This window comes from Streptomyces sp. Ru72 (assembly GCF_002920635.1).
Lineage (GTDB): Bacteria > Actinomycetota > Actinomycetes > Streptomycetales > Streptomycetaceae > Streptomyces.
On record NZ_PQSR01000093.1, the window covers coordinates 1 to 20672 of the forward strand.

The 20672-nt window shown below is 71.4% G+C and carries 17 protein-coding genes and 1 pseudogene; 10 read left to right on the forward strand and 8 right to left on the reverse strand.

Going from position 1 to position 20672, the window contains the following annotated elements; genetic code table 11:
* The 7 genes and pseudogenes from C3488_RS30850 to C3488_RS30880 form a co-directional block, all read right to left on the reverse strand.
* Window positions 1-1142 (reverse strand): annotated as a pseudogene (locus C3488_RS30850) (TerD family protein); the annotation flags it as partial.
* A 674-nt stretch (window positions 1143-1816) separates the two neighbouring features.
* Window positions 1817-2806 carry a zinc-dependent alcohol dehydrogenase family protein gene (locus tag C3488_RS30855; RefSeq protein ID WP_103844184.1) on the reverse strand — a complete coding sequence of 330 codons (990 nt, stop codon included), beginning with the start codon at window positions 2804-2806 and terminating at the stop codon, window positions 1817-1819.
* Window positions 2803-3663, reverse strand: coding sequence for a carbohydrate ABC transporter permease (locus C3488_RS30860; protein WP_103844185.1), 861 nt, complete (start codon window positions 3661-3663; stop codon window positions 2803-2805). Before C3488_RS30860 ends, C3488_RS30855 begins: the two co-directional genes overlap by 4 nt.
* Entirely contained in the window at window positions 3660-4598 is a 939-nt protein-coding gene (locus tag C3488_RS30865) for a carbohydrate ABC transporter permease (protein WP_103844186.1), read from the reverse strand. Before C3488_RS30865 ends, C3488_RS30860 begins: the two co-directional genes overlap by 4 nt.
* Entirely contained in the window at window positions 4595-5965 is a 1371-nt protein-coding gene (locus C3488_RS30870) for a sugar ABC transporter substrate-binding protein (RefSeq protein WP_103844187.1), read from the reverse strand. Before C3488_RS30870 ends, C3488_RS30865 begins: the two co-directional genes overlap by 4 nt.
* Before the next feature lie 93 nt (window positions 5966-6058).
* Window positions 6059-6829 (reverse strand): DeoR/GlpR family DNA-binding transcription regulator, encoded by a 771-nt coding sequence (locus C3488_RS30875; protein WP_103844188.1) that lies wholly within the window; start codon window positions 6827-6829, stop codon window positions 6059-6061.
* Between the two features lie 256 nt (window positions 6830-7085).
* A complete protein-coding gene (locus C3488_RS30880) occupies window positions 7086-7895 on the reverse strand; it encodes an NAD(P)-dependent oxidoreductase (RefSeq protein WP_103844189.1) in 810 nt (269 codons plus the stop codon).
* A gap of 276 nt (window positions 7896-8171) precedes the next feature.
* On the opposite strand from C3488_RS30880, the gene C3488_RS30885 reads away from it, so the two are divergent.
* Entirely contained in the window at window positions 8172-9113 is a 942-nt protein-coding gene (locus tag C3488_RS30885; RefSeq protein ID WP_103844190.1) for a 5-dehydro-4-deoxyglucarate dehydratase, read from the forward strand.
* Window positions 9110-10273 carry a hypothetical protein gene (locus C3488_RS30890; protein WP_103844191.1) on the forward strand — a complete coding sequence of 388 codons (1164 nt, stop codon included), beginning with the start codon at window positions 9110-9112 and terminating at the stop codon, window positions 10271-10273. Before C3488_RS30885 ends, C3488_RS30890 begins: the two co-directional genes overlap by 4 nt.
* Here the strand turns inward: C3488_RS30890 and C3488_RS30895 are convergent.
* Window positions 10210-11442, reverse strand: a complete 1233-nt coding sequence (locus C3488_RS30895) for an MFS transporter (RefSeq protein ID WP_103844192.1) — start codon at window positions 11440-11442, stop codon at window positions 10210-10212. The genes C3488_RS30890 and C3488_RS30895 overlap by 64 nt on opposite strands.
* A 307-nt stretch (window positions 11443-11749) precedes the next feature.
* Between C3488_RS30895 and C3488_RS30900 the strand changes: the two genes are divergently transcribed.
* From C3488_RS30900 to C3488_RS30935, 8 genes are all read left to right on the forward strand, one after another.
* Window positions 11750-12427: a GntR family transcriptional regulator gene (locus C3488_RS30900; protein ID WP_103844193.1), complete on the forward strand. Its 678-nt coding sequence runs from the start codon at window positions 11750-11752 to the stop codon at window positions 12425-12427.
* A complete protein-coding gene (locus tag C3488_RS30905; RefSeq protein ID WP_103844194.1) occupies window positions 12424-13332 on the forward strand; it encodes a dihydrodipicolinate synthase family protein in 909 nt (302 codons plus the stop codon). Before C3488_RS30900 ends, C3488_RS30905 begins: the two co-directional genes overlap by 4 nt.
* Window positions 13329-15050, forward strand: coding sequence for an L-arabinonate dehydratase (araD, locus tag C3488_RS30910; RefSeq protein WP_103844209.1), 1722 nt, complete (start codon window positions 13329-13331; stop codon window positions 15048-15050). The genes C3488_RS30905 and araD overlap by 4 nt, the downstream gene beginning before the upstream one ends.
* A 153-nt stretch (window positions 15051-15203) precedes the next feature.
* Window positions 15204-16139: a carbohydrate ABC transporter permease gene (locus C3488_RS30915; protein ID WP_103844195.1), complete on the forward strand. Its 936-nt coding sequence runs from the start codon at window positions 15204-15206 to the stop codon at window positions 16137-16139.
* Window positions 16136-17020 carry a carbohydrate ABC transporter permease gene (locus tag C3488_RS30920; RefSeq protein ID WP_103844196.1) on the forward strand — a complete coding sequence of 295 codons (885 nt, stop codon included), beginning with the start codon at window positions 16136-16138 and terminating at the stop codon, window positions 17018-17020. The genes C3488_RS30915 and C3488_RS30920 overlap by 4 nt, the downstream gene beginning before the upstream one ends.
* Before the next feature lie 50 nt (window positions 17021-17070).
* The gene (locus C3488_RS30925) at window positions 17071-18237 is read left to right on the forward strand and encodes a Gfo/Idh/MocA family protein (protein ID WP_103844197.1); all 1167 of its coding nucleotides are present in this window, start codon (window positions 17071-17073) and stop codon (window positions 18235-18237) included.
* The gene (locus C3488_RS30930) at window positions 18234-19118 is read left to right on the forward strand and encodes a PmoA family protein (protein WP_103844198.1); all 885 of its coding nucleotides are present in this window, start codon (window positions 18234-18236) and stop codon (window positions 19116-19118) included. The genes C3488_RS30925 and C3488_RS30930 overlap by 4 nt, the downstream gene beginning before the upstream one ends.
* On the forward strand, window positions 19115-20638 hold the full coding sequence (locus C3488_RS30935) for a glycoside hydrolase 43 family protein (RefSeq protein WP_103844199.1): 1524 nt from the start codon (window positions 19115-19117) through the stop codon (window positions 20636-20638). The genes C3488_RS30930 and C3488_RS30935 overlap by 4 nt, the downstream gene beginning before the upstream one ends.
* Window positions 20639-20672 lie beyond the last annotated feature (34 nt).

A 20672-nucleotide genomic window follows, 5' to 3' on the forward strand; every position in this document is an offset into this window, starting at 1 on the left:
TGACCATGTTCCGTACCGTGCGGGCCTTGACGAAGTCGCCCATCGCGGTCATGTCCCACTCGCCGGAGAACTGGCGGACGAGCTTGGCCATCATCACGCCCGTCTGCGGCTCCGCACCGGTGAGGTCGAAACGCACCAGGCTCCTGGTCGGTGGCGGCGTCCACGAGGCGGCAGTACGCCTTGGCGACCTCCGTGAACTTCTGGCCGGAGAACGAGTTCACGGTGAAGACCAGGCCCGTGACCTCCTGGGGCAGGCGTCCGAGGTCGACGGCGATGACCTCGTCGTCGCCTCCGCCCTCGCCCGTGAGGTTGTCCCCGGAGTGCTTGATCGCGCCGTTGAGGATGGTCAGCTTGCCGAAGTAGCAGCTGTCGATGTGGTTGCGCTGCGGGCCGTAGGCGATGACGGACGCGTCCAGGTCGATGTCCTTGCCGTGGTACGCGGGCTCCCAGCCGAGGCCCATCCTGACCTGGGACAGCAGCGGGCGGCCACCCTTGACGAGAGACACGGTCTGGTTCTTCTGGAGGCTGACCCGGCCCTTGTCCAGGTTGATCTTTCCGGCGCCGGGGGCCGGGGTGGGAGGCGCCGGGGGAGCGACGGGTGCCGGGGGAATGGCCTGAGGCGGCGCGACGGGCTGTGGGGGCGCGGCCGGTTCCTCCACCGTGACGCCGAAGTCGGTGGCGATGCCGGCGAGCCCGTCGGCGTACCCCTGGCCGACGGCGCGGGCCTTCCACGCCCCGCCCCGCAGATAGATCTCCACGACCACCAGCGCGGTCTCGGTGCCGAGCTGCGGCGGCGTGAAGGTGGCCAGCACGCTGTTGTCGTCCGCGTTGCGGAGGGTGGCCGTCGGCTCGATGCCCTGGAAGGTCTGGCCGGCGGCGTCCGGGCTCGCGGTGACGACGATCTTCTCGATGCCCGGGGGTACGGAGGCGGTGTCCACGGTGATCGAGTCGGGGCTCGTGCCGCCGCCGGAGCGGTAGGTGACACCCGGGCCCATCGGCTGGTTGTAGAAGATGAAGTCGTCGTCGGAGCGCACCTTGCCGTCGGCGGTGAGCAGCAGGGCGGACACGTCGAGCCGCACCGGGGCGGCGACGTCGACGGTCACGCGTGGGACGCCGAGGGGGAGGTTCGAGCCGGGGGTCATAGCTGTCATGCCAGGGGTAACGAGCGAGGTCGCTTTACCGTTCCCTTACCCGATGCACCTCCGCCCGCCGCCCCCACCCGTCCCACCTCCGGGAGCTCCGCCCCTCCAACCCGACCAGGGCTCCGCCCCTCCAGCCCCGGCGGAGGCTGCGTCTCCCGCACCCCGCTGGGGCTTCGCCCTTTCGGCCTGGCGGGGGTTCCGCCTCTCGGATCCCGGCGCGGACTGCGTCTCCTGCACCCCGCTGGGGCTTCGCCCTTTCGGCCTGGCGGGGGTTCCGCCTCTCGGATCCCGGCGCGGACTGCGTCTCCTGCACCCCGCTGGGGCTTCGCCCTTTCGGCCTGGCGGGGGTTCCGCCTCTCGAATCCAGGCGCGGACTGTGTCTTTTGCACCCCGCTGGGGCTTCGCCCCTTCGCCCCCGCCGGGGGGCTCCGTCCCCTGGACTCCGGTGGGGGACTGTTCGCAGTACACCCTGCACCCCGCTCGGGCTTCGCCCCGGACCCCGATCGGGGGCCGCCCCCGAACCCCTGCTCCTCAAGCGCGGAGGGGCTGCATTTGCAGCCCCGCCGCGCTTGAGGACGAGGCCGTCAGGCCGACAGCGGGGGTCTGGGGGCGCAGCCCCCAGGGGCGGGAAGGGCAGGGGCGGCGGGGGCGAGAACCATCCGCGGGGCACCCCCCTAAGGCACCACCACGATCTTTCGTCCCACCCCAGCCGCGAACTGCTCCAGCGCCTGCGGATACCGCTCCAGAGGCAGGCGGTCGCTGATGAACACCTCGGGATTCAGCACCCCGTTCGCGAACAGTTCCGCCGCGCGTTCGAAGCTGTGGAGGACGGCCATGGAGCCGGTGATGGTCAGCTCCTGGTTGTAGATCCGGTACGGATCGATCGTCACCCGTGTCGCATAGTCCGCCACTCCGAACTGCAGAAATGTCCCCGCTTTCGCCACCCGTCCCAGGCCGTCCTGGATCGCCGCCGCGTTCCCCGTGGCGTCCACCACCACGTCCCAGCCCTGCGGCCGGTCCAGTTCGTCCGCGTTCGCCGCCGAGCCCGAGACACCCAGGTGCCGTGCCGTCTCCAGCCGCGCCGGATTGACGTCCACGACGTCCACGCTCGCCGCGCCCGTCCGCTTGGCCAGCTCCAGCATCATCAGGCCCATCGTTCCCGAGCCGTAGATCAGGACGTGTGCCCCGAGACGGGACCGCAGGACGTCGTAGCCGCGCACCGCACACGACAGCGGCTCCACCAACGCCGCGTCCTGGGTGCGGACATGCTCCGGGAGCTTCACGCAGTTCGCCACCGGCGCCACCGCGTACTGCGCGGCCCCGCCGGCCGTCGTCACCCCGATCGCCGCCCACCGTTCGCACAGGTTGTTGTGACCCGTACGGCAGTACCGGCACTCGTAGCAGTACAGGGACGGGTCCACGGCGACCCGGTCGCCGACCGCCAGCTCCGTGACCTGCGTACCCACGCCGACGACCTCGCCCGCGAACTCGTGCCCGGGCACGATCGGCAGCTTGGGCGCGAACTCGCCCTGGAGGATGTGCAGATCCGTCCCGCACAGACCGCAGGCCGCGACCTCCACGACCACCTCGCGCGGCCCGGGCGTCGGGTCGGGGACCTCGGAGACGACGGCGCGGCCCACGGACTCGATGACGGCGGCCTTCATTTCACGGCTCCCAACGACAGGCCCTGGACCAGTTTGTCCTGGGCGGCGAACCCCGCGGCGAGCACCGGCAGGGAGATGACGAGCGACGCGGCGCACACCTTCGCCAGGAACAGGCCCTGGCTGGTGATGAAGCCGGTCAGGAAGACGGGGGCGGTCTCGGCCACCACGCCGGTGAGCACCCGGGCGAAGAGGAGCTCGTTCCAGCTGAAGATGAAGCAGATCAACGCCGTCGCCGCGATGCCCGGCAGCGCGATCGGGGCCACCACCCGCGTCAGGACCGTCGGCAGGCGCGCCCCGTCCACCCGAGCCGCCTCGATCACCGCGACCGGCACCTCGGCGAGGAACGACTGCATCATCCACACCGCGATCGGCAGGTTCATGGACGTGTAGAGGATGACGAGCAGCCAGATGTTGTCGAGCATCCCGGCGTTCCTCGCGAACAGGTAGATCGGCAGCAGGCCCGCCACCACCGGCAGCATCTTGGTGGACAGGAAGAAGAACAGGACGTCCGTCCACTTCCTCACCCGGCGGATCGAGAGCGCGTAGGCCGCCGGGAGGGCGAGGAGCAGGACGCACAGCGTGGACACCACCGACGCCACCGTCGAGTTGACCAGTGCGGGCCAGGGGCTCGCGCCACCTCCCACACCGAAGAAGTCGCGGTAGCCGTCCAGGGTCAGGGCGGCCCCGAACGACGGGGGATTCGTGGCCGCGTCCGCCTCCGAGTGGAACGACGTCAGGGCCATCCAGGCGATGGGCAGGAAGAACAGCAGACCGGCCAGCCAGGCCAGCAGGGCCAGCCCGACTCCGCGGCGACGGCGGGGGCGTACGGTGACGGGACGTGCGGCGACGGCGCTCATGCGCGGGACACCTCCTCGCGGAACAGGGACGACACCACGCGCAGGGCGAACGTCGCGATGATGATCGAACCGATGACGACCAGGACGCCGGCGGCCGAGGCGAGGCCGTTCTCATGGGCCTGGTAGAAGGTCTGGTAGACGGTGTAGGGGAGGTTCGCGGTGCCCAGGCCGCCCGAGGTGAGCGTGAAGACCGCGTCGAAGTTCTGGACGATGTAGATCGAGCCCAGCAGGGCGCCGAGTTCCAGATAGCGGCGCAGGTGCGGAAGCGTCAGATGGCGGAAGATCTGCCAGTCGCCGGCCCCGTCCACCCGCGCGGCCTCGATCTGCTGGTGGTCGCGGCTCTGCAGACCGGCCAGCAGGATCAGCATCATGAACGGTGTCCACTGCCAGATGAGGGAGGCCTCGACCGCGAGCAGCGGGGTGCCCGAGATCCAGTCCGGCTGAGGGCCGCCCACATAGTGCAGCAAACCGTTGAACAGGCCGTATTCAGGGTTGAAGAGCACATGCTTCCAGAGCAGGGCCGCTGCCACGGGGACCACCAGGAAGGGTGCGATCAGCAGGGTGCGCACCATGCCCCGGCCGCGGAACCTCCGGTCCAGGAGCAGCGCCAGCGCGAGGCCCAGGACCAGGCTGACCAGCACCACCGCGACCGTCAGCAGGACCGTCGTCCACACCGAGTGGCGCAGGTCCGGATCGGTGAGGACCTGGCGGTAGTTGTCGACGCCGGTGAAGTGGCGGGCCTTCGGGTAGAGGGCGTTCCAGTCGAAGAAGGAGATCACCAGCGTCGCCACGAACGGCAGCTGGGTTACGACGATCATGAAGATGAGGGCGGGCAGCAGCGGGGCCCGCGTGGCCCAGGCTCGCAGCCGGGCCGACGGTTGGTGTGCGGTGCGTACGGGAGTGGCGGCCACGGGGGCCGTGGTCGTGGCGGTCATCGTCCCTCGTACTCCTTGGAGATCTGCTCGGCGAGCTTCTGGGACTTCCTCAGGGCCGACTCGACGGACTGGCGTCCTGCGATGGCCGCGCTGATCTCCTGGGAGACCTTGGTGCCGAGGTCGGTGAACTCGGGGATGCCGACGAACTGGATGCCGGGCGCGGGTCGCGGCTGCACGCCGGGGTCGCGCGGCCGTGCGCCCTCGATGGCCTCGCGGGTCATCTCCTGGAAGGAGGCGGCGGCCTTGCGGTAGTCGGCGTTCTCATAGGTGGAGGCGCGTTTGCCCGCGGGGACGTCGGCCCAGCCGCTGGTGTCGCCGACGAGCTGTTCGTACTGCCTGCTCGATGCCCAGGAGACGAACTTCCAGGCCTTGTCGGGGTTGCGGGACGCCTTCTGGATGCCCCAGGCCCAGGTGTAGAGCCACCCGGAGGACTTGGTCTCCTCGACGGGGGCCGGGGCATAGCCGAGCTTGCCCTTGACGGGGGAGCCGGACGCCTCCAGGGAGCCGGCCGCCGAGGTGGCGTCGTACCACATGGCGACCTTGCCCTGGGTCATGTTGTTGAGGCACTCGGCGAACCCGGACTGCGCGGCACCCGACTCGCCGTGCTCGCGGACGAGGTCGACGTAGAACTTCGTCGCCTTCTCGAACTCGGGGGAGTCCAGGTGCGCCTTCCAGTTCTTGTCGAACCAGGTGCCGCCGAAGGTGTTCACGACCGTCGTCAGCGGCGCCATGAGCTCGCCCCAGCCGGGCAGGCCGCGCAGACAGATGCCCCGCATCCCCGGCTGCGCGCCGTCCACCTTCGCGGCGAGGTCGGCGACCTGCTGCCAGGTGGGGTGGGCGGGCATCGTCAGGCCCTTCTCGGCGAAGACGTCCTTGCGGTACATGAGGAAGGACGACTCACCGTAGAACGGCTGTCCGTACAGCTTGCCGTCGTCACCGGTCAGCGACTGGCGCATGGGGGCCAGGACGTCCTGCTCGTCGTAGGCGCGGTCCTCGGCCACATACGCGTCCATGTCCTGCAGCCAGCCGTTGCGGGCGTAGATCGGTATCTCGTAGTTGCTGAGGGTGGCGACGTCGTACTGGCCCGCCTGGTTGGCGAAGTCCTGGCTGATCTTGTCGCGGACGTCGTTCTCGGGCAGCACGGTGAAGTTCACCTTGATGCCGGTGTCCTTGGTGAAGTGTGCGGCGGTGAGCTTCTGCAACTCCACCATCTGCGGGTTGTTGACCATCAGGACGTTGATGGAGTCGCCGCCGGAACCGGTCCCGCCTGCTCCGACCCAGCAGCCGGAAAGCAGCGGGGCGAGCAGCGTCCCTGCGGCGGCCATGGCGAGCGCGGCTCGCGGCCTCCGTCGGCTCTGGGTGCGCATGGATCGCTCCTGGACGTAAGGGGATATAAGGGGCGCACTGGGCGTTAGCGTCCCTGGGGAAGGGGTTGGGCTTTCAGATGTCGTCGGACGGTGTCAGACCCGGATGACCTGCGGGCCCAGCAGTGAGTAGCGGTGCGCCTCGCTCGTCGGCAGGAGCGTGCTCGTGACGATCGCCTCCAGCGCGCCGATCTCCGCGAACCGGCAGAAGCTGACCGCGCCGAACTTGGTGTGCACCCCCGCGAACACCGTGCGCCGGGAGGCGCGGATCGCCTGCGCCTTGACCTCGCTGACCGCGGGGTCGGGGGTGGTCAGGCCGTGTTCGCGGGAGATGCCGTTGGCGCCGATGTACGCCAGGTCGATGACGAAACCGGCGAGCATCTTCGTCGTCCAGTGGTCGACGGTGGCGAGGGTGCCGTGCCGCACCCGGCCGCCCAGCAGCAGGACGGTGGTGTTCTCGGCCTCGGCGAGCGCGCCCGCGGTGGCCAGGGACGCGGTGACCACGGTCAGCGGCCGGTCCCGGGGCAGCGCCTCGGCGATGAGCTGGGGGGTGAAACCCTCGTCGACGAAGACCGTCTCGGCGTCCCCGAGCAGCTCGGCCGCGGCGGCCGCGATCCGGCGCTTCTCGGGTACATGGCTGGTGGCGCGGAAGGCGAGGGTCGTCTCGAAGCCGGCGCTCTCCACCGGGTAGGCGCCGCCGTGGGTGCGGCGGACCAGCCCGTGGTCCTCCAGGGCGCGCAGATCGCGACGTACGGTCTCCTTGGCGACGCCCAGTTCGGCGGCGAGCGTGGTGACGTCGACCGAGCCCGTGCGTCGGGCGGCCTTGACGATTTCACGCTGCCGTTCTTCCGCGGTCCTGGCCGTCATCGCGCCTCCCGCCTCCGCTCAGGTGTGCCCGTTCGGGCCCGGTGGGGCCCATGGGGGATTTTCTACAGCGGGTGTGCGGCGCTGACCAGGTCTGTTGCGCGATCGAGTGTGCCCGATGCGGCCCGTTCGACGGAAAGCGTGACCGTCCCGGACCTGCGGTGAAGCGGGGCGGCCGGTGGGATCGGGCAGCCGCCGTGCCCGAAAAGCGGCGCGGGCGGGCCCGTTCGGTGCCCGCCCGCCCTTGGAATCAGTCGTCTCAGTACGGCCAGATGGGCGGGTCCGTGACGAAGTGACCGCCCAGGTGCGCGTGCGCGGGGTTGCCCGGCTCCAGTTCGCCCTGCTCGGCGATGAGCTTCTCGGCGTAGGGCTCGGAGTCGTCCTGCGGCTCGTAACCGAGGGCCCGGGCGGTGGTCAGGTCCCACCACAGGCGGGTGTTGGCCGAGGAGCCGTAGACGACGGTGTGCCCGACCTCCTCGGCGGTCAGGGCCGCGTGGAAGAGCCGGGCGCCGTCCTCGGGGCTCATCCACACGGAGAGCATGCGGACGCTGGTGGGCTCGGGGAAACAGGAGCCGATGCGCACCGACACGGTCTCCAGGCCGTGCTTGTCCCAGTAGAACTGGGCCAGGTCCTCGCCGAAGGACTTGGACAGTCCGTAGAAGGTGTCGGGGCGGCGCGGGGTGTCGATCGGGATCAGCGGGTCGTCGCCCCGGGGGCGCGGGGCGAAGCCGACCGCGTGGTTGGAGGAGGCGAACACGATCCGGCGTACGCCTTCCTCGCGCGCCGCCTCGTACACGTGGTAGGTGCCCTCGATGTTCGCCTTAAGGATCTTCTCGAACGTGGACTCGAGGGAGATGCCCGCGAGGTGGATGATCGCGTCGACGCCCCGTACGGCCTCACGCACGGCGTCCTTGTCCGCGAGATCCGCGGTGATCGCGTCCGGCTCGCCCTCGATCGGCCGCAGGTCGAGGAGGCGCAGCGCGTAGCCGTACCGGGGCAGCAGTCCCCGCATCAGGGTGCCGAGCCCGCCGGCGGCGCCGGTGAGCAGAACGGTGCGGGGAGCGGGCATCCTCGGTCTCCTTGAGATCAACGGCCGCATTCGTGCACAGGATTCACATTCATGGACACGCTAGGGAGCGTTCGCCCGGCCCGTCAAGTGGGGCGGCCAAGAGTGGAATCCACCTCTGACTTGCCCGATTGCACGCTTGACCCGCCCTGAGGTGGCCCCATAGCGTGGATTCGTTCAGAAATATGGACGCAGATCAGAAACGTGCACCTGTCGGGGCCTGGTCCACTCGGGAGGGCGCGTCGGTCCGCGGAAGAGCGCCTGTTCAAGGGAGAGCCCGTGACGTCAGCCCCTCTCGCCGCTCGGCTCAGCGTCCCGAGCGGGCCGCTGTTCTTCCCCGTCACCGCATACGGGCCCGACGGCTCCCTCGCACTCGACGCCTACCGCTCCCATGTGCGCGGGGGCGTGGAGGCGGGCGCCGCCGCCGTGTTCGCGTGCTGCGGCACGGGTGAGTTCCACGCGCTGACGCCCGAGGAGTTCGAGGTCTGCGTACGGGCGGCCGTCGAGGCCACGGACGGACGGGTTCCGGTCGTGGCGGGCGCCGGTTACGGGACCGCGCTCGCCGTGCGCTACGCGAAGCTCGCGGAGCGGGCCGGGGCGGACGGGCTGCTCGCCATGCCCCCCTACCTGGTGGTCGCGGGCCAGGAGGGGCTGCTGCGGCACTACCGGGAGCTGGCCGCCTCCACCTCGCTGCCGACCGTCGTCTACCAGCGCGACAACGCCGTGTTCACGCCCGAGACGGTGGTGGAGCTCGCCCGTACGGACGGTGTCATCGGCCTCAAGGACGGGCTCGGCGACCTGGACCTGATGCAGCGCGTCGTCAGCGCCGTGCGCAGCGAGGTCCCCGGCGACTTCCTCTACTTCAACGGGCTGCCGACCGCGGAGCAGACCCAGCTCGCCTACCGCGGCATCGGCGTCACGCTGTACTCGTCCGCCGTGTTCTGCTTCGCCCCGGAGATCGCCCTCGCCTTCCACCGCGCGCTCACCTCCGGCGACGACACCACCGTGAACCGGCTCCTCGACGGCTTCTACCGGCCGTTCGTCGAACTGCGCTCCCGTGGCCGCGGTTACGCCGTGTCCCTCGTCAAGGCGGGCGTACGGCTGCGTGGCCTCGACGTCGGCGAGGTCCGGCCGCCCCTGCACGAGCCGTCCGAGGACCACGTCAAACAGCTCGCCGCGCTGATCGACCAGGGGTACGCGCTGCTCGAGGAGGGCATGTGAAGGCGTCGGCGTTCGTCTACCCCTGGGACGTCAACGGGGACCCCGAGGCCCCCGACCGCATCGCCGCACTCGGCGTCCGGCAGGCGACCCTCGCCTCCGCGTACCACTCCACACGCGCCCTCACGCCCCGGCACCCGCACCACCGCATCGTGACCGCCCGCCACGCCGCCGTGCTCTACCCGACGGGCGCGCGCTGGGAGGGTCGCACCCTGCGCCCCTGGCCGGCCGGAGACTGGGCGCCGGGCGACGCCTTCGGCGAGGCGGCCCGCACACTGGCCGCGGCCGGGCTCGAGGTGCACACCTGGGTGGTGCTGGCGCACAACTCCCGCATGGGCGAGGAGCATCCCGGCACCTGTGTGGTCAACGCCTACGGCGACCGCTACCCCTGGGCGCCGTGCATCGCGCAGCCCGCCACGCGCGCGTACCTCGTCGACCTGGCGGCCGAGGCGGCGGTACGGCCCGGCGCGCGCGGCACCGAGCTCGAATCGCTCGGCTGGTACGGACTGGCGCACCTGCACGCCCACGACAAGATCGGCGGCGTGACGCTCGGGGACGCCGGGCAGTACCTCATGTCCCTGTGCTTCTGCCCGAGTTGCCGTGAGGGCTACGGACGGCACGGACTGGATGCCGGGGAACTGGCCGCGGCGGTACGGGCGGCGCTGGAGCCGGTGTGGCGCGGCGCGCCCTCCGACGGGGGCTGGGCGGGCGTGGAGAAGCTCCTCGGTGAGGCGAAAGCGGCCGCCACGCGCGCGTGGCGCGACACCACCGCCCGCACGCTTCAGGAGGAGGCCGTGGCGGCGGTCCGGGCGGCGGCGCCCGACGGCTTCCAGGTGCTGCTGCACGCGGACCCGGTCTCGTACCACTGCGGCGCCAACGCGGGCGTCGATCCCGCGCACATCCTGTCCGTGGCGGACGGTGTGGTGGTGCCCTGCACGGGCGGCGCCGGCCTGCTGGCCCCGTTCGCGGAACGGAACCGGACGGGTGCCGTCCTCGCGGCCAACTTCACGGTGGTCTCGGGCATGGGCGGCAGTCCGGGGACACTCGCGCGGGACGCGCGGGGCGCCGCCGAGCTGGGCGCGAGCGAAGTGCGGCTGTATCACGCCGGGTTGGCGTCCGACGGCGACCTCGACGCCGTACGGGACGCTCTCGCGGGGCTCTGAAGCAGCGGCGCCGTCGCCGTCGTCGCGGCCAGGCCCAGCGCCACCAGCACCGGCCGGTGGCCGACCAGTTCGACGAGAACCGCCCCGACGGCCAGCCCGACCGCGTTCGGGCCGAACAGCAGCGTGCTCGCCGTGGCGGCCGCACGGCCCAGCAGCGGGCCCGGCGTCTCCCGCTGCACGGCGGTGAACGCCGCGATCAGGACACACGGCAGTCCGGCACCGATGGCCGCGCTGCACACCAGCGTCACCGGGTCGGACGGGATCGCCCTGAGCGCCACACCGGCGGCGAACAGGGCGATGCCGCATGCCGCGAACCGGCGCTCGCCCAGGCGGCGCAGGGCAGGGCCCGAGACGGTGCCGATCAGCACCGAACCGGTGCCCTGGACGGCGAAGAGCACCCCGGCGAACGCGGGGGAGCGGCCGAGGCCGTCCACGACCGCGTAGACCATCGCGCCGTTGAGCCCGGCGAACAGCATGGTGATCCCGCCCGTCAGGACCAGCGGGCGCAGCCGCTCGTGCCGCCACAGATGACGCGCCCCCTCGGCGGTTCGTGCGCGCCAGCCGGTGGCGGGCGGCTCCGGCCTGTCCTCGCGGACCCGCAGCAGCGCGTACAGGCACGTGGCGAGCACGAACGTGACGGCGTCCAGGAACGCCACGCAGGGGCCCCCGTACGCCGCGTAGATCCCCGCGCCGGCCAGCGGGGCGACGAGCTTCATGCCCTCCGTGGCCGTCATCCTCAGCCCGTTGAAGTCGCCGAGCAGCGAACCGTCGACGGCGGCGGCGACCAGAGCCGACTCGGCCGCGTCGTGCACGATCCCGGCCGCCCCGTAGACGAACAGGACCGCGTACAGCAGCCACAGCCCGTCCCGGGAGTGGACGGTGAAGAGCGTCAGCAGGATGGCCGCGAGGCCGAGGTTCGCGCCGATCAGCAGCGGCTTGCGGCGGACGCGGTCGGCCAGGGTGCCCAGGGCCGGCCCGGCCAGGACCGGCGCCCACATGGCGAGCAGGCACAGCGCGGCCAGGCCGTCCGAGCCGGTGAGGTCCTTGACCCACACCCCGGACGCCAGCCACAGCGCCGACGTGCCGAAGCCGGACACCACCACCCCGGCCAGACAGAGCCCCGCATTGCGGTCGCGCAGCACGCGCGCCGCCGTCCATGTCGTCGTCATGCCCGGTCATCGTGGCTCTAAGGACCCGGGGGCGGGATCGGGCAGGTGCCTTAGAAGAGCGCGGGTTGGGGCGCCGTGCCGGACGGAACCCTGCTGGAACCTTGCCATGTGTGCCCCTGGGAGCGATACGCCGTGAGTGACCGCCCGTCACGCGCCCTGCCGCAACCGCAACTCCCTTTGCCAGAAGCATTGACGAAACACGGGGGCGCTCTTACCTTCGACGCGTTGTACTTCGTACGTCATATATGAGACGCGATACGCGAGATCAGATACGCGACATCGCGTACGCGACATCCGAGAGGCGCGCATGACCTCTGTGCCCACGCCGATCCCCTCCCGTACCCAGTACGTGCTGGAGGGGATCAAACACCGCATCCTCACCGGGCAGCTGACACCCGGCCAGGCCCTCGTGGAGACCGAACTCGCCGCACAGTTCGGGGTGTCGAAGACCCCCGTGCGCGAGGCGCTCAAGACCCTGGCCGGGACCGGGCTCGTCGTGATGAGCCAGTACAAGGGCGTCACGGTGCGCATGGTGGACGCGGACATGGCGCGCGAGGTCTACGACGTCCGGCTGCTCCTGGAGCCGGAGGCGCTGCGGCGCTCGGTACGGCGTGGGGCCTCCCTGGACGCCGCGCGCGACGCACTGAAGCGGGCCGACGAGGCGAGCGACACCGCCGAACGCTCCCTGGCCAACCGGGAGTTCCACCGTGCCCTGTACCTGCCGTGCGGCAACCCGCTGCTCGGCCGGATGCTGGACGAGGTGCGCGACCAGGCCGCCCTCGTCTCCGCCGTCGCCTGGGCCGCCGACCCCTCCTGGGAGCGGGAGGCCACCGAGCACCGGGAGATCCTGCGGCTCGCCCTCGGAGGCGACGCCGACGGGGCGGCGAGCGCCCTCCACGCCCACATCGCGTCGTTCGTGCGACGGGCCTTCCCCGCGACCGAAGCAGCGCATCCGGAGGCCCGGGGAGAGGACGGTCAGGCATGACAACGACGTTCGAGACCCAGCGGGCGGCCCTGGCAGACGTGGTGGCGATCCCGGTGACCCCCTTCACCGAGGACGGCCGCGTGGACCAGGACGCCCACCGGGCCCTGCTGCGTCGCCTGCTCGACGGCGGGGTGAGGACCCTGACGCCCAACGGGAACACCGGCGAGTTCTACGCCCTCACCCCCGAGGAGCGGCGCCTCGTCACCGAACTGACCGTCCAGGAGGCGGGGGAGCGGGCCGCGACCCTGGTCGGGGTGGGACATGACGTGCCCACCGCTGTCGCCTCCGCGCGGCACGCCCGCGAGCTGGGCGCCCGGATGGTGATGGTCCACCAGCCCGTCCACCCGTACGTCTCGGCCGCCGGCTGGGTCGACTACCACCGCGCGATCGCCGAGGCGGTGCCCGAGCTGGGCGTGGTGCCCTACATCCGCAACGCCCGGCTGCCCGGCGCGCGGCTCGCCGAGCTCGCCGACCACTGCCCCAACGTCATCGGTGTGAAGTACGCCGTCCCGGACGCCGCCAAGTTCGCGGCCTTCGCCCGCGACGCCGGCCTCGACCGGTTCGTATGGGTGGCGGGCCTCGCCGAACCGTACGCGCCCTCCTACTTCTCGGCGGGCGCCACGGGCTTCACCTCGGGACTCGTGAACGTCGCACCCTCCGTCTCGCTGAACATGATCGACGCGCTTCGATCGGGTGACTACCCGGCCGCCATGAAGGTGTGGGAACAGATCCGCCGCTTCGAGGAGCTGCGGGCCGCCAACGGCTCCGCCGACAACGTCACCGTCGTCAAGGAGGCCCTCGCCTCGCTCGGCCTGTGCCGCCGGGACGTACGCCCGCCGAGCAGGGCGCTGCCCGAGGAGGAGCGTGCGGAGGTCGCCGCCATAGCCGCCGGGTGGTCCGCATGAAGAAGCCGGAAGAGCTCAGAAGCCACCAGTGGTACGGCACCGACGGGCTGCGCTCCTTCAGCCACCGGGCCCGCACCCGGCAGCTCGGCTATCTGCCCGAGGAGCACCTGGGCAAGCCGGTCATCGCCATTCTGAACACCTGGTCCGACATCAACCCCTGTCATGTGCATCTGAGGGATCGCGCGCAGGCCGTGAAGCGGGGCGTGTGGCAGGCGGGCGGCTTCCCGCTGGAGTTCCCGGTCTCCACGCTCAGCGAGACCTTCCAGAAGCCGACCCCGATGCTCTACCGCAACCTGCTCTCGATGGAGACCGAGGAGCTGCTGCGGTCCTACCCGGTCGACGGCGCCGTGCTGATGGGCGGCTGCGACAAGTCCACGCCCGCGCTGCTGATGGGCGCCGCGAGCGTCGACCTGCCCACGATCTTCGTGCCCGCGGGGCCGATGCTGCCGGGTCACTGGCGGGGCGAGGTCCTCGGCTCCGGCACCGACATGTGGAAGTACTGGGACGACAAGCGCGCCGGCCTCATCGGCGACTGCGAGATGCAGGGGCTGGAGAGCGGCCTCGCCCGGTCGCCCGGGCACTGCATGACGATGGGGACGGCGTCCACGCTGACGGCCGCCGCCGAAGCGCTCGGTGTCACGATCCCGGGCGCCTCCAGCATCCCCGCCGTCGACTCCGGGCACGACCGGATGGCCGCCGCCGCGGGCCTGAGGATCGTCGAACTGGTCCACCAGGACCGGAAGCTGTCCGACATCCTCACCCCCGAGGCGTTCGAGGACGCGGTGACGACGGTCCTCGGGCTCGGCGGCTCCACCAATGCCGTCATCCACCTGATCGCCATGGCCGGACGGGCCGGGGTCAAGCTCACGCTCGACGACTTCGACCGCATCGCGCGCACGGTCCCCGTGCTCGCCAACGTCCGGCCCGGCGGCGAGCGGTATCTGATGGAGGACTTCCACTTCGCCGGCGGCCTGCCCGGGTTCCTCTCCCGGATCCCGGACCTGCTGCACCTGGACCGGCCGACGGTGTCCCACGACACCCTGCACGAGCAGATCGCGGGCGCCCAGGTGCACGACGACGACGTCATCCGGCCCCGCGACAACCCGGTCGCCCGCGAGGGCGGGGTCGCCGTCCTGCGCGGCAACCTCTGTCCGGACGGCGCCGTCATCAAGCACATCGCCGCCGAACCGCACCTGCTCGAGCACACCGGTCCCGCGGTCGTCTTCGACGACTACCGGACCATGCAGCGCACCATCAACGACCCGGACCTCGGCATCACCGCCGAGAGCGTCCTGGTGCTGCGCAACGCGGGACCAAAGGGCGGCCCCGGGATGCCCGAGTACGGGATGCTGCCCATCCCGGACCACCTGCTCAAGCAGGGCGTGCGGGACATGGTGCGGATCTCCGACGCCCGGATGAGCGGTACGAGTTACGGCGCGTGCGTGCTGCACGTGGCCCCTGAGTCGTACATCGGCGGACCGCTCGCCCTGGTGCGTACCGGGGACAGCATCACCCTCGACGTCGAGGCCCGCACCCTGCGGCTCAACGTGGACGACGCGGAGCTCAGGCGCCGCAGGGCGGAGTGGACACCGCCGCCCGTGCGGTACGAGCGGGGCTACGGCGTGCTCTACAACTCCCAGATCACCCAGGCCGACACCGGCTGCGACTTCGAGTTCCTGGCCCGTCCCGGCCAGGTCCCGGACCCGTACGCCGGCTGACGCACCACACGACCCCCGGGCTGATCAGGCACCACCCCAGGTCCCGGGGTACCGGGCAACCGAGCACCGCCCGTAGAAGCGCTTCAGCCATGACTGCGTAGCAAGCGCTTCCTGTACTCGCTGTAACCAGTCCCCTGCGAACGGAGAACAGTCATGGCCCAAGCCGCAGCCGTGGCGAAACCGCCCGCGCCACCCCGGCGGCGCCGTGCCTCCGCCACGCCGCGCAGGCTCCCGTACCTGCTGATCGCGCCGGCGGCCCTGCTGATGCTGGGCTTCATCGCCTATCCGGTCCTCAGCGTCTTCTACTACAGCCTGCAGAACTACAACCCCACCAAGCCGTGGCGGAACGGGTACGCGGGCTTCGACAACTTCGTCCAGGCCTTCACCAAGGACCCGCAGTTCTGGGACACGCTGACGTTCAGCGCCAAGTGGGTCGTCGTCGAGGTCGGGCTGCAGCTGCTGTTCGGCATGGCCCTCGCCCTCATCGTCAACCAGACCTTCGTGGGCCGGGCGCTCGGCCGGGCGCTGGTCTTCTCCCCCTGGGCCGTCTCCGGGGTGCTGACCTCGGCGATCTGGGTGCTGCTCTACAACTCCCAGACCGGCATCACCCGTTACCTCGCCGACATGGGCATCGGCTCCTACGGCACGAGCTGGCTGTCGGACACCTCCACCGTCTTCCCCGCGGCGGTCGTCGCCGACCTGTGGCGCGGCGTCCCCTTCTTCGCGATCCTCATCCTCGCCGACCTCCAGTCCGTCTCGAAGGACCTGTACGAGGCCGCCGAGGTCGACGGGGCGAGCCGCTTGAAGCAGTTCTGGCACATCACGCTGCCGCACCTGAAGGACGCCATCGTGCTGTCCACCCTGCTGCGCGCGGTGTGGGAGTTCAACAACGTCGACCTGCTCTACACCCTCACCGGCGGCGGCCCGGCCGGTGAGACCACCACGCTCCCGCTCTACATCGCCAACACCAGCGTGGACGCCCACAACTTCGGCTACGCCTCGGCACTGACCACGGTGGCGTTCGTGATCCTGCTCTTCTTCTCGATGGTCTATCTGCGGCTGAGCAAGTTCGGAGGTGAGGACAAGTGATCACCGAGATCGCGCCCGCACCCGACCGCGTGGTGTCCGAGCCGGCCCGTCCCAAGGGCAGGCACCGCGCCTGGGACGAGGTCCCGCGCTGGCAGATCTACCTGCCCCTGTCCCTCTACCTCCTCTTCACCGTCGTCCCCTTCTACTGGATCCTGCTCTTCGCCCTGCGCCCGGCCGGCTCCACGTCGCTGGTTCCCTGGCCGATCACCTTCGACCACTTCGAGAAGGTGTGGACCGAGCGGGCCTTCGGCACCTACTTCCAGAACAGCGTGCTCGTCGGCGTCGCGACCCTCGTGATGACGACGGTGGTGGCGCTCGCCGGCGGCTATGCGCTCGCCCGGTTCGACTTCCGTGTCAAGCGCGCCTTCCTGCTCGCCCTCCTCTGCTCGCAGTTCGTGCCGGGCGCGCTGCTGCTGGTACCGCTCTTCCAGATCTTCGCCAACCTGAGGATGATCAACTTGCTGGGCAGCGTCGTCATCGCCGAGACCGTCTTCCAGCTACCGCTGTCGATGATCCTGATCAGCGGGTTCATCAGGAACGTGCCGCCCTCGCTCGAGGAGGCCGCCTGGGTGGACGGCTGCAACCGCTTCGCCGCCTTCCGGATCGTCGTCCTGCCGCTGCTGCGGCCCGGTCTCATCGCCGTCGGCTCCTTCGCCTTCGTGCACGCCTGGAACCACTTCCTGTTCGCCCTGATGTTCCTGTCCGACCAGAGCAAGCAGACCATCCCGGTCGGTCTGAACACCCTGATGAGTGCGGACAGCGTCGACCTCGGCGCGCTCGCCGCGGGCGGCATCATCGCCGCAGTCCCCGTCGTGATCGTGTTCGCCTTCATCCAGAAGTGGCTGATCACGGGGTTCAGTGCGGGGGCGGTGAAGGGGTGAGGGGAACCGCCGGCAAAGCAGGCCGAGAGGTGACGCGCGGGGAGGATCCCATGACGACCACAGCACTGCCCGTCGTACTGGCCGGAGCCCGCGGACACGGCCGCTGGCACCTGGAGAACATCCGCCGGCTCCACTACCGGGGCCTCGTACGGCTCGTGGGCATCTGCGAGCTGACACCGCTGACCAGGGACGAGATCCCCCGGGGACTGGGCTCACCGCGGCAGTCCGCCGACTTCGGCGCGCTCCTGGAGGCCACCGGGGCCCGGATCGCCGTCGTCTGCACACCGATCCCGACCCACACGGACCTGGCTCTGACGGCCGCCGCGAAGGGCGTCCACCTGCTGCTGGAGAAACCGCCCGCTCCCTCGTTCGCCGAGTTCCGGCGCATGGCCGACGGGGTCGCCCGGGCGGGTGTCGCCTGCCAGATCGGGTTCCAGTCGCTGGGCTCGCACGCCGTGCCCGCGATCAGGGCGCTGGTCGCCCGAGGGGCGATCGGAGAGGTCGTCGGCGTCGGGGGGGCGGGTGCCTGGGCACGCGACGAGGCTTACTACCGGCGCGCGCGCTGGGCCGGCAGGCGCCGGCTGGACGGCGTCGACGTCGTCGACGGCGCGCTCACCAACCCCCTCGCGCACGCCGTCGCCACCGCCTTGACCCTGGGCGGCTGCACCCGCGCCGAGGACGTCACCGGCATCGAGACCGAGCTGTGGCGCGCCAACGCCATCGAGTCCGACGACACCTCCTGCGTCCGCGTCACCACCGCACAGGGCCGCCCCGTCACCGTCGCCGCGACCCTGTGCGCCGAGCACCCCGACGAGCCGTACGTCCTCGTGCACGGCAGCAGCGGCCGGATCACCTTCTGGTACAAGCAGGACCGCGTGCTGCTGCAGCGGGCCGGTCACGGCCCGGAGGAGTTCGAGTACGGCAGGACGGACCTGCTGGAGAACCTCGTCCGGCACCTCACCGACGGCGACGAGCTGCTGGTCACCCCGGACTCGACCGGCGCCTTCATGAGAATCGTGGAGGCCGTCCGGCAGGCCCCCGACCCGCCCGCGCTGCCACAGAGCGCCTGGCACCGGGTCCCCGGCGAGAGGCGCCGTGTCGTACCCGGTGTCGACGGGCTGGTCGCTGCCGCCGCCGACACCCTCGCCCTCTACTCCGAGCTGGGCGTGCCCTGGGCGCTTCCGGCCGCGCTCCCGGAAGAGGTGAGCACCCGATGACGGCCACCGACTCACTGGTCCTGCGGGTCGCGGGCCGCCCGGTGGGCCGCTATGTCACGCGCCCCGAGCTCCCTGCCCGGCTCTCCCCGCGCCCCTACCTGCACCCGGTCACCACACTGGCGGGCACGGCCGTGACCGAGCTGAGCCCCGGCGACCACACACACCACCTCGGCGTCGGTGTCGCCGTTCCCGACGTCGAGGGGCACAACTTCTGGGGCGGACGTTCCCCCAAGCTCTCACCTTCGCTCGAGCAGGGAGGTACCCCCATCGTCCGCGGGCAGGGGCCGACCGAGCTGGACGATCACGGCACCCAGCGCCACGCCGCCTTCCAGTTCCGCGGCCCCGACGGCTTCGTGCAGGACCTGCGCTGGGTGGCCGCGCGCCGCGAACTGCTGCGCGAACGCCGCACCGTCGCCGCCACCGAACTCACCGACACGGCCTGGGCGCTGGACTTCACCTTCTCCCTCACCAACGCGACATCGGGCCTGCTGTCGATCGGAAGCCCCGCCACCAACGGACGCCCCGGCGCGGCCTACGGCGGCTTCTTCTGGCGCGCCCGCAAGGAGGCCGAGCCGCCGCAGGTCTTCACCTCCGACCGCGAGGGCGAGCCGGAGATCCACGGCACCCGAGCCGACTGGCTGGCCCTCGCCGGCGGCACCTGGACCCTGGCCTTCGCGGCGGCCACCGGCGGCACCAGGCGCGCCCCGTGGTTCGTACGCGCAGAGGAGTACCCCGGCGTGGGTTCCTGCCTCGCCCACGACGAGCGGCTCACCGTCGCGCCCGGCGACACGGTCCTCCGCCGTGTGGTCACCGTCGTCGCCGACGGCCGCCTCGGCCGTGACGAGGCCGCGGCCCTCGTCCGCAAGGCGGTGAGCCCATGAGCCTCACCAGCGCGGACCCGGGCGACGGCACCTACCGCAACCCGGTCCTCGACGCCGACTGGTCCGACCCGGACGTCGTCCGTGTCGGCGAGGACTTCTACCTGACCGCGTCCAGCTTCGGCCGCGCCCCGGGGCTGCCGCTGCTGCACTCCCGGGACCTGGTCAACTGGACCCTCGTCGGGCATGCCCTCGAACGCCTGGAGCCGGAGGACGAGTTCGCCTCCCCGCGCCACGACTGCGGCGTGTGGGCACCGTCGGTCCGGCACCACGACGACCGCTTCTGGATCTTCTGGGGCGACCCCGACCACGGCGTCCACCAGGTCAACGCCCCCGCGATCCGGGGCCCGTGGACCCGCCCCCACCTGGTCAAGGCGGGCAAGGGCCTGATCGACCCGTGTCCGCTGTGGGACGACGAGACCGGCGACGCCTACCTGGTGCACGCCTGGGCCAGGTCCCGCTCCGGTGTCAAGAACCGGCTCACGGGCCACCGTATGCACCCGGACGGCACGGCGGTCCTCGACGAGGGCAAGGTGATCGTCGACGGGGACCGGATCCCCGGTTGGTTCACCCTCGAAGGGCCCAAGCTCCACCGGCACGACGGCTGGTTCTGGATCCTCGCCCCGGCCGGGGGAGTGGAGACGGGCTGGCAGGGCGCCTTCCGCTCGCGCGACTTCTTCGGACCGTACGAGGAGCGGGTCGTCCTGGAGCAGGGGGACACCGACGTCAACGGACCGCACCAGGGCGGCTGGGTGCGCACCCCCTGCGGGGAGGACTGGTTCCTGCACTTCCAGCAGCGGGGCGCGTACGGGAGGGTGGTCCACCTCCAGCCCATGCGCTGGGGGACGGACGGCTGGCCGGTCATCGGGGACGAGGGCGTCCCCGTCGCCGTGCACGCGAAGCCCGACCTGCCGCCGCAGCCGCCCGCCGCGCCCGCCACCGACGACGACTTCCCCGGCGGACGGTACGGCCGCCAGTGGCAGTGGACGGCCAACCCCCGGGACGGGTGGGCCACCCAGCACTCCGCCGACGGGTTACGGCTGACCTGCGTCCGCTCGGCCGACGTCCACGACCTGCGCACCCTGCCGAACGTCCTCACCCAGCGGCTGCCGGGACGGCCCTGCGCGGTCGAGGTCGAACTGCGGCTGGCCAGTGAGGTGCCCGGAGCCCGGGCGGGGCTGGCGGTGCTCGGGGACGCGTTCAGCTGGATCGGACTGCAGCGGGGGGCCGACGGGACGGTTGACCTCGTGCACCGGTTCGCCGAGCAGGTGGCCGAGGCGGAGCGCGACGCGGGGCATCCACGGCCCGCGCCCGAAGGGCGGGCCCGGCTGCGGATCGAGATCGGCCGCGGGGCGCGCTGCCGGTTCTCGTACGACCTGGGCGAGGGCTTCCGGCCGTCCGGTCAGGTCTTCTCCGCCACCCCCTGGCGCTGGGTCGGCGCCCTGCTCGGCCTCTTCGCGCTCGCCCCCGCCGGCCAGGGACCGGCCGGAGCGGCCACGTTCACGCACTTCCGCATCACCTGACCTGCACCACCTGCACCTCTCCGTTCACCTCTCC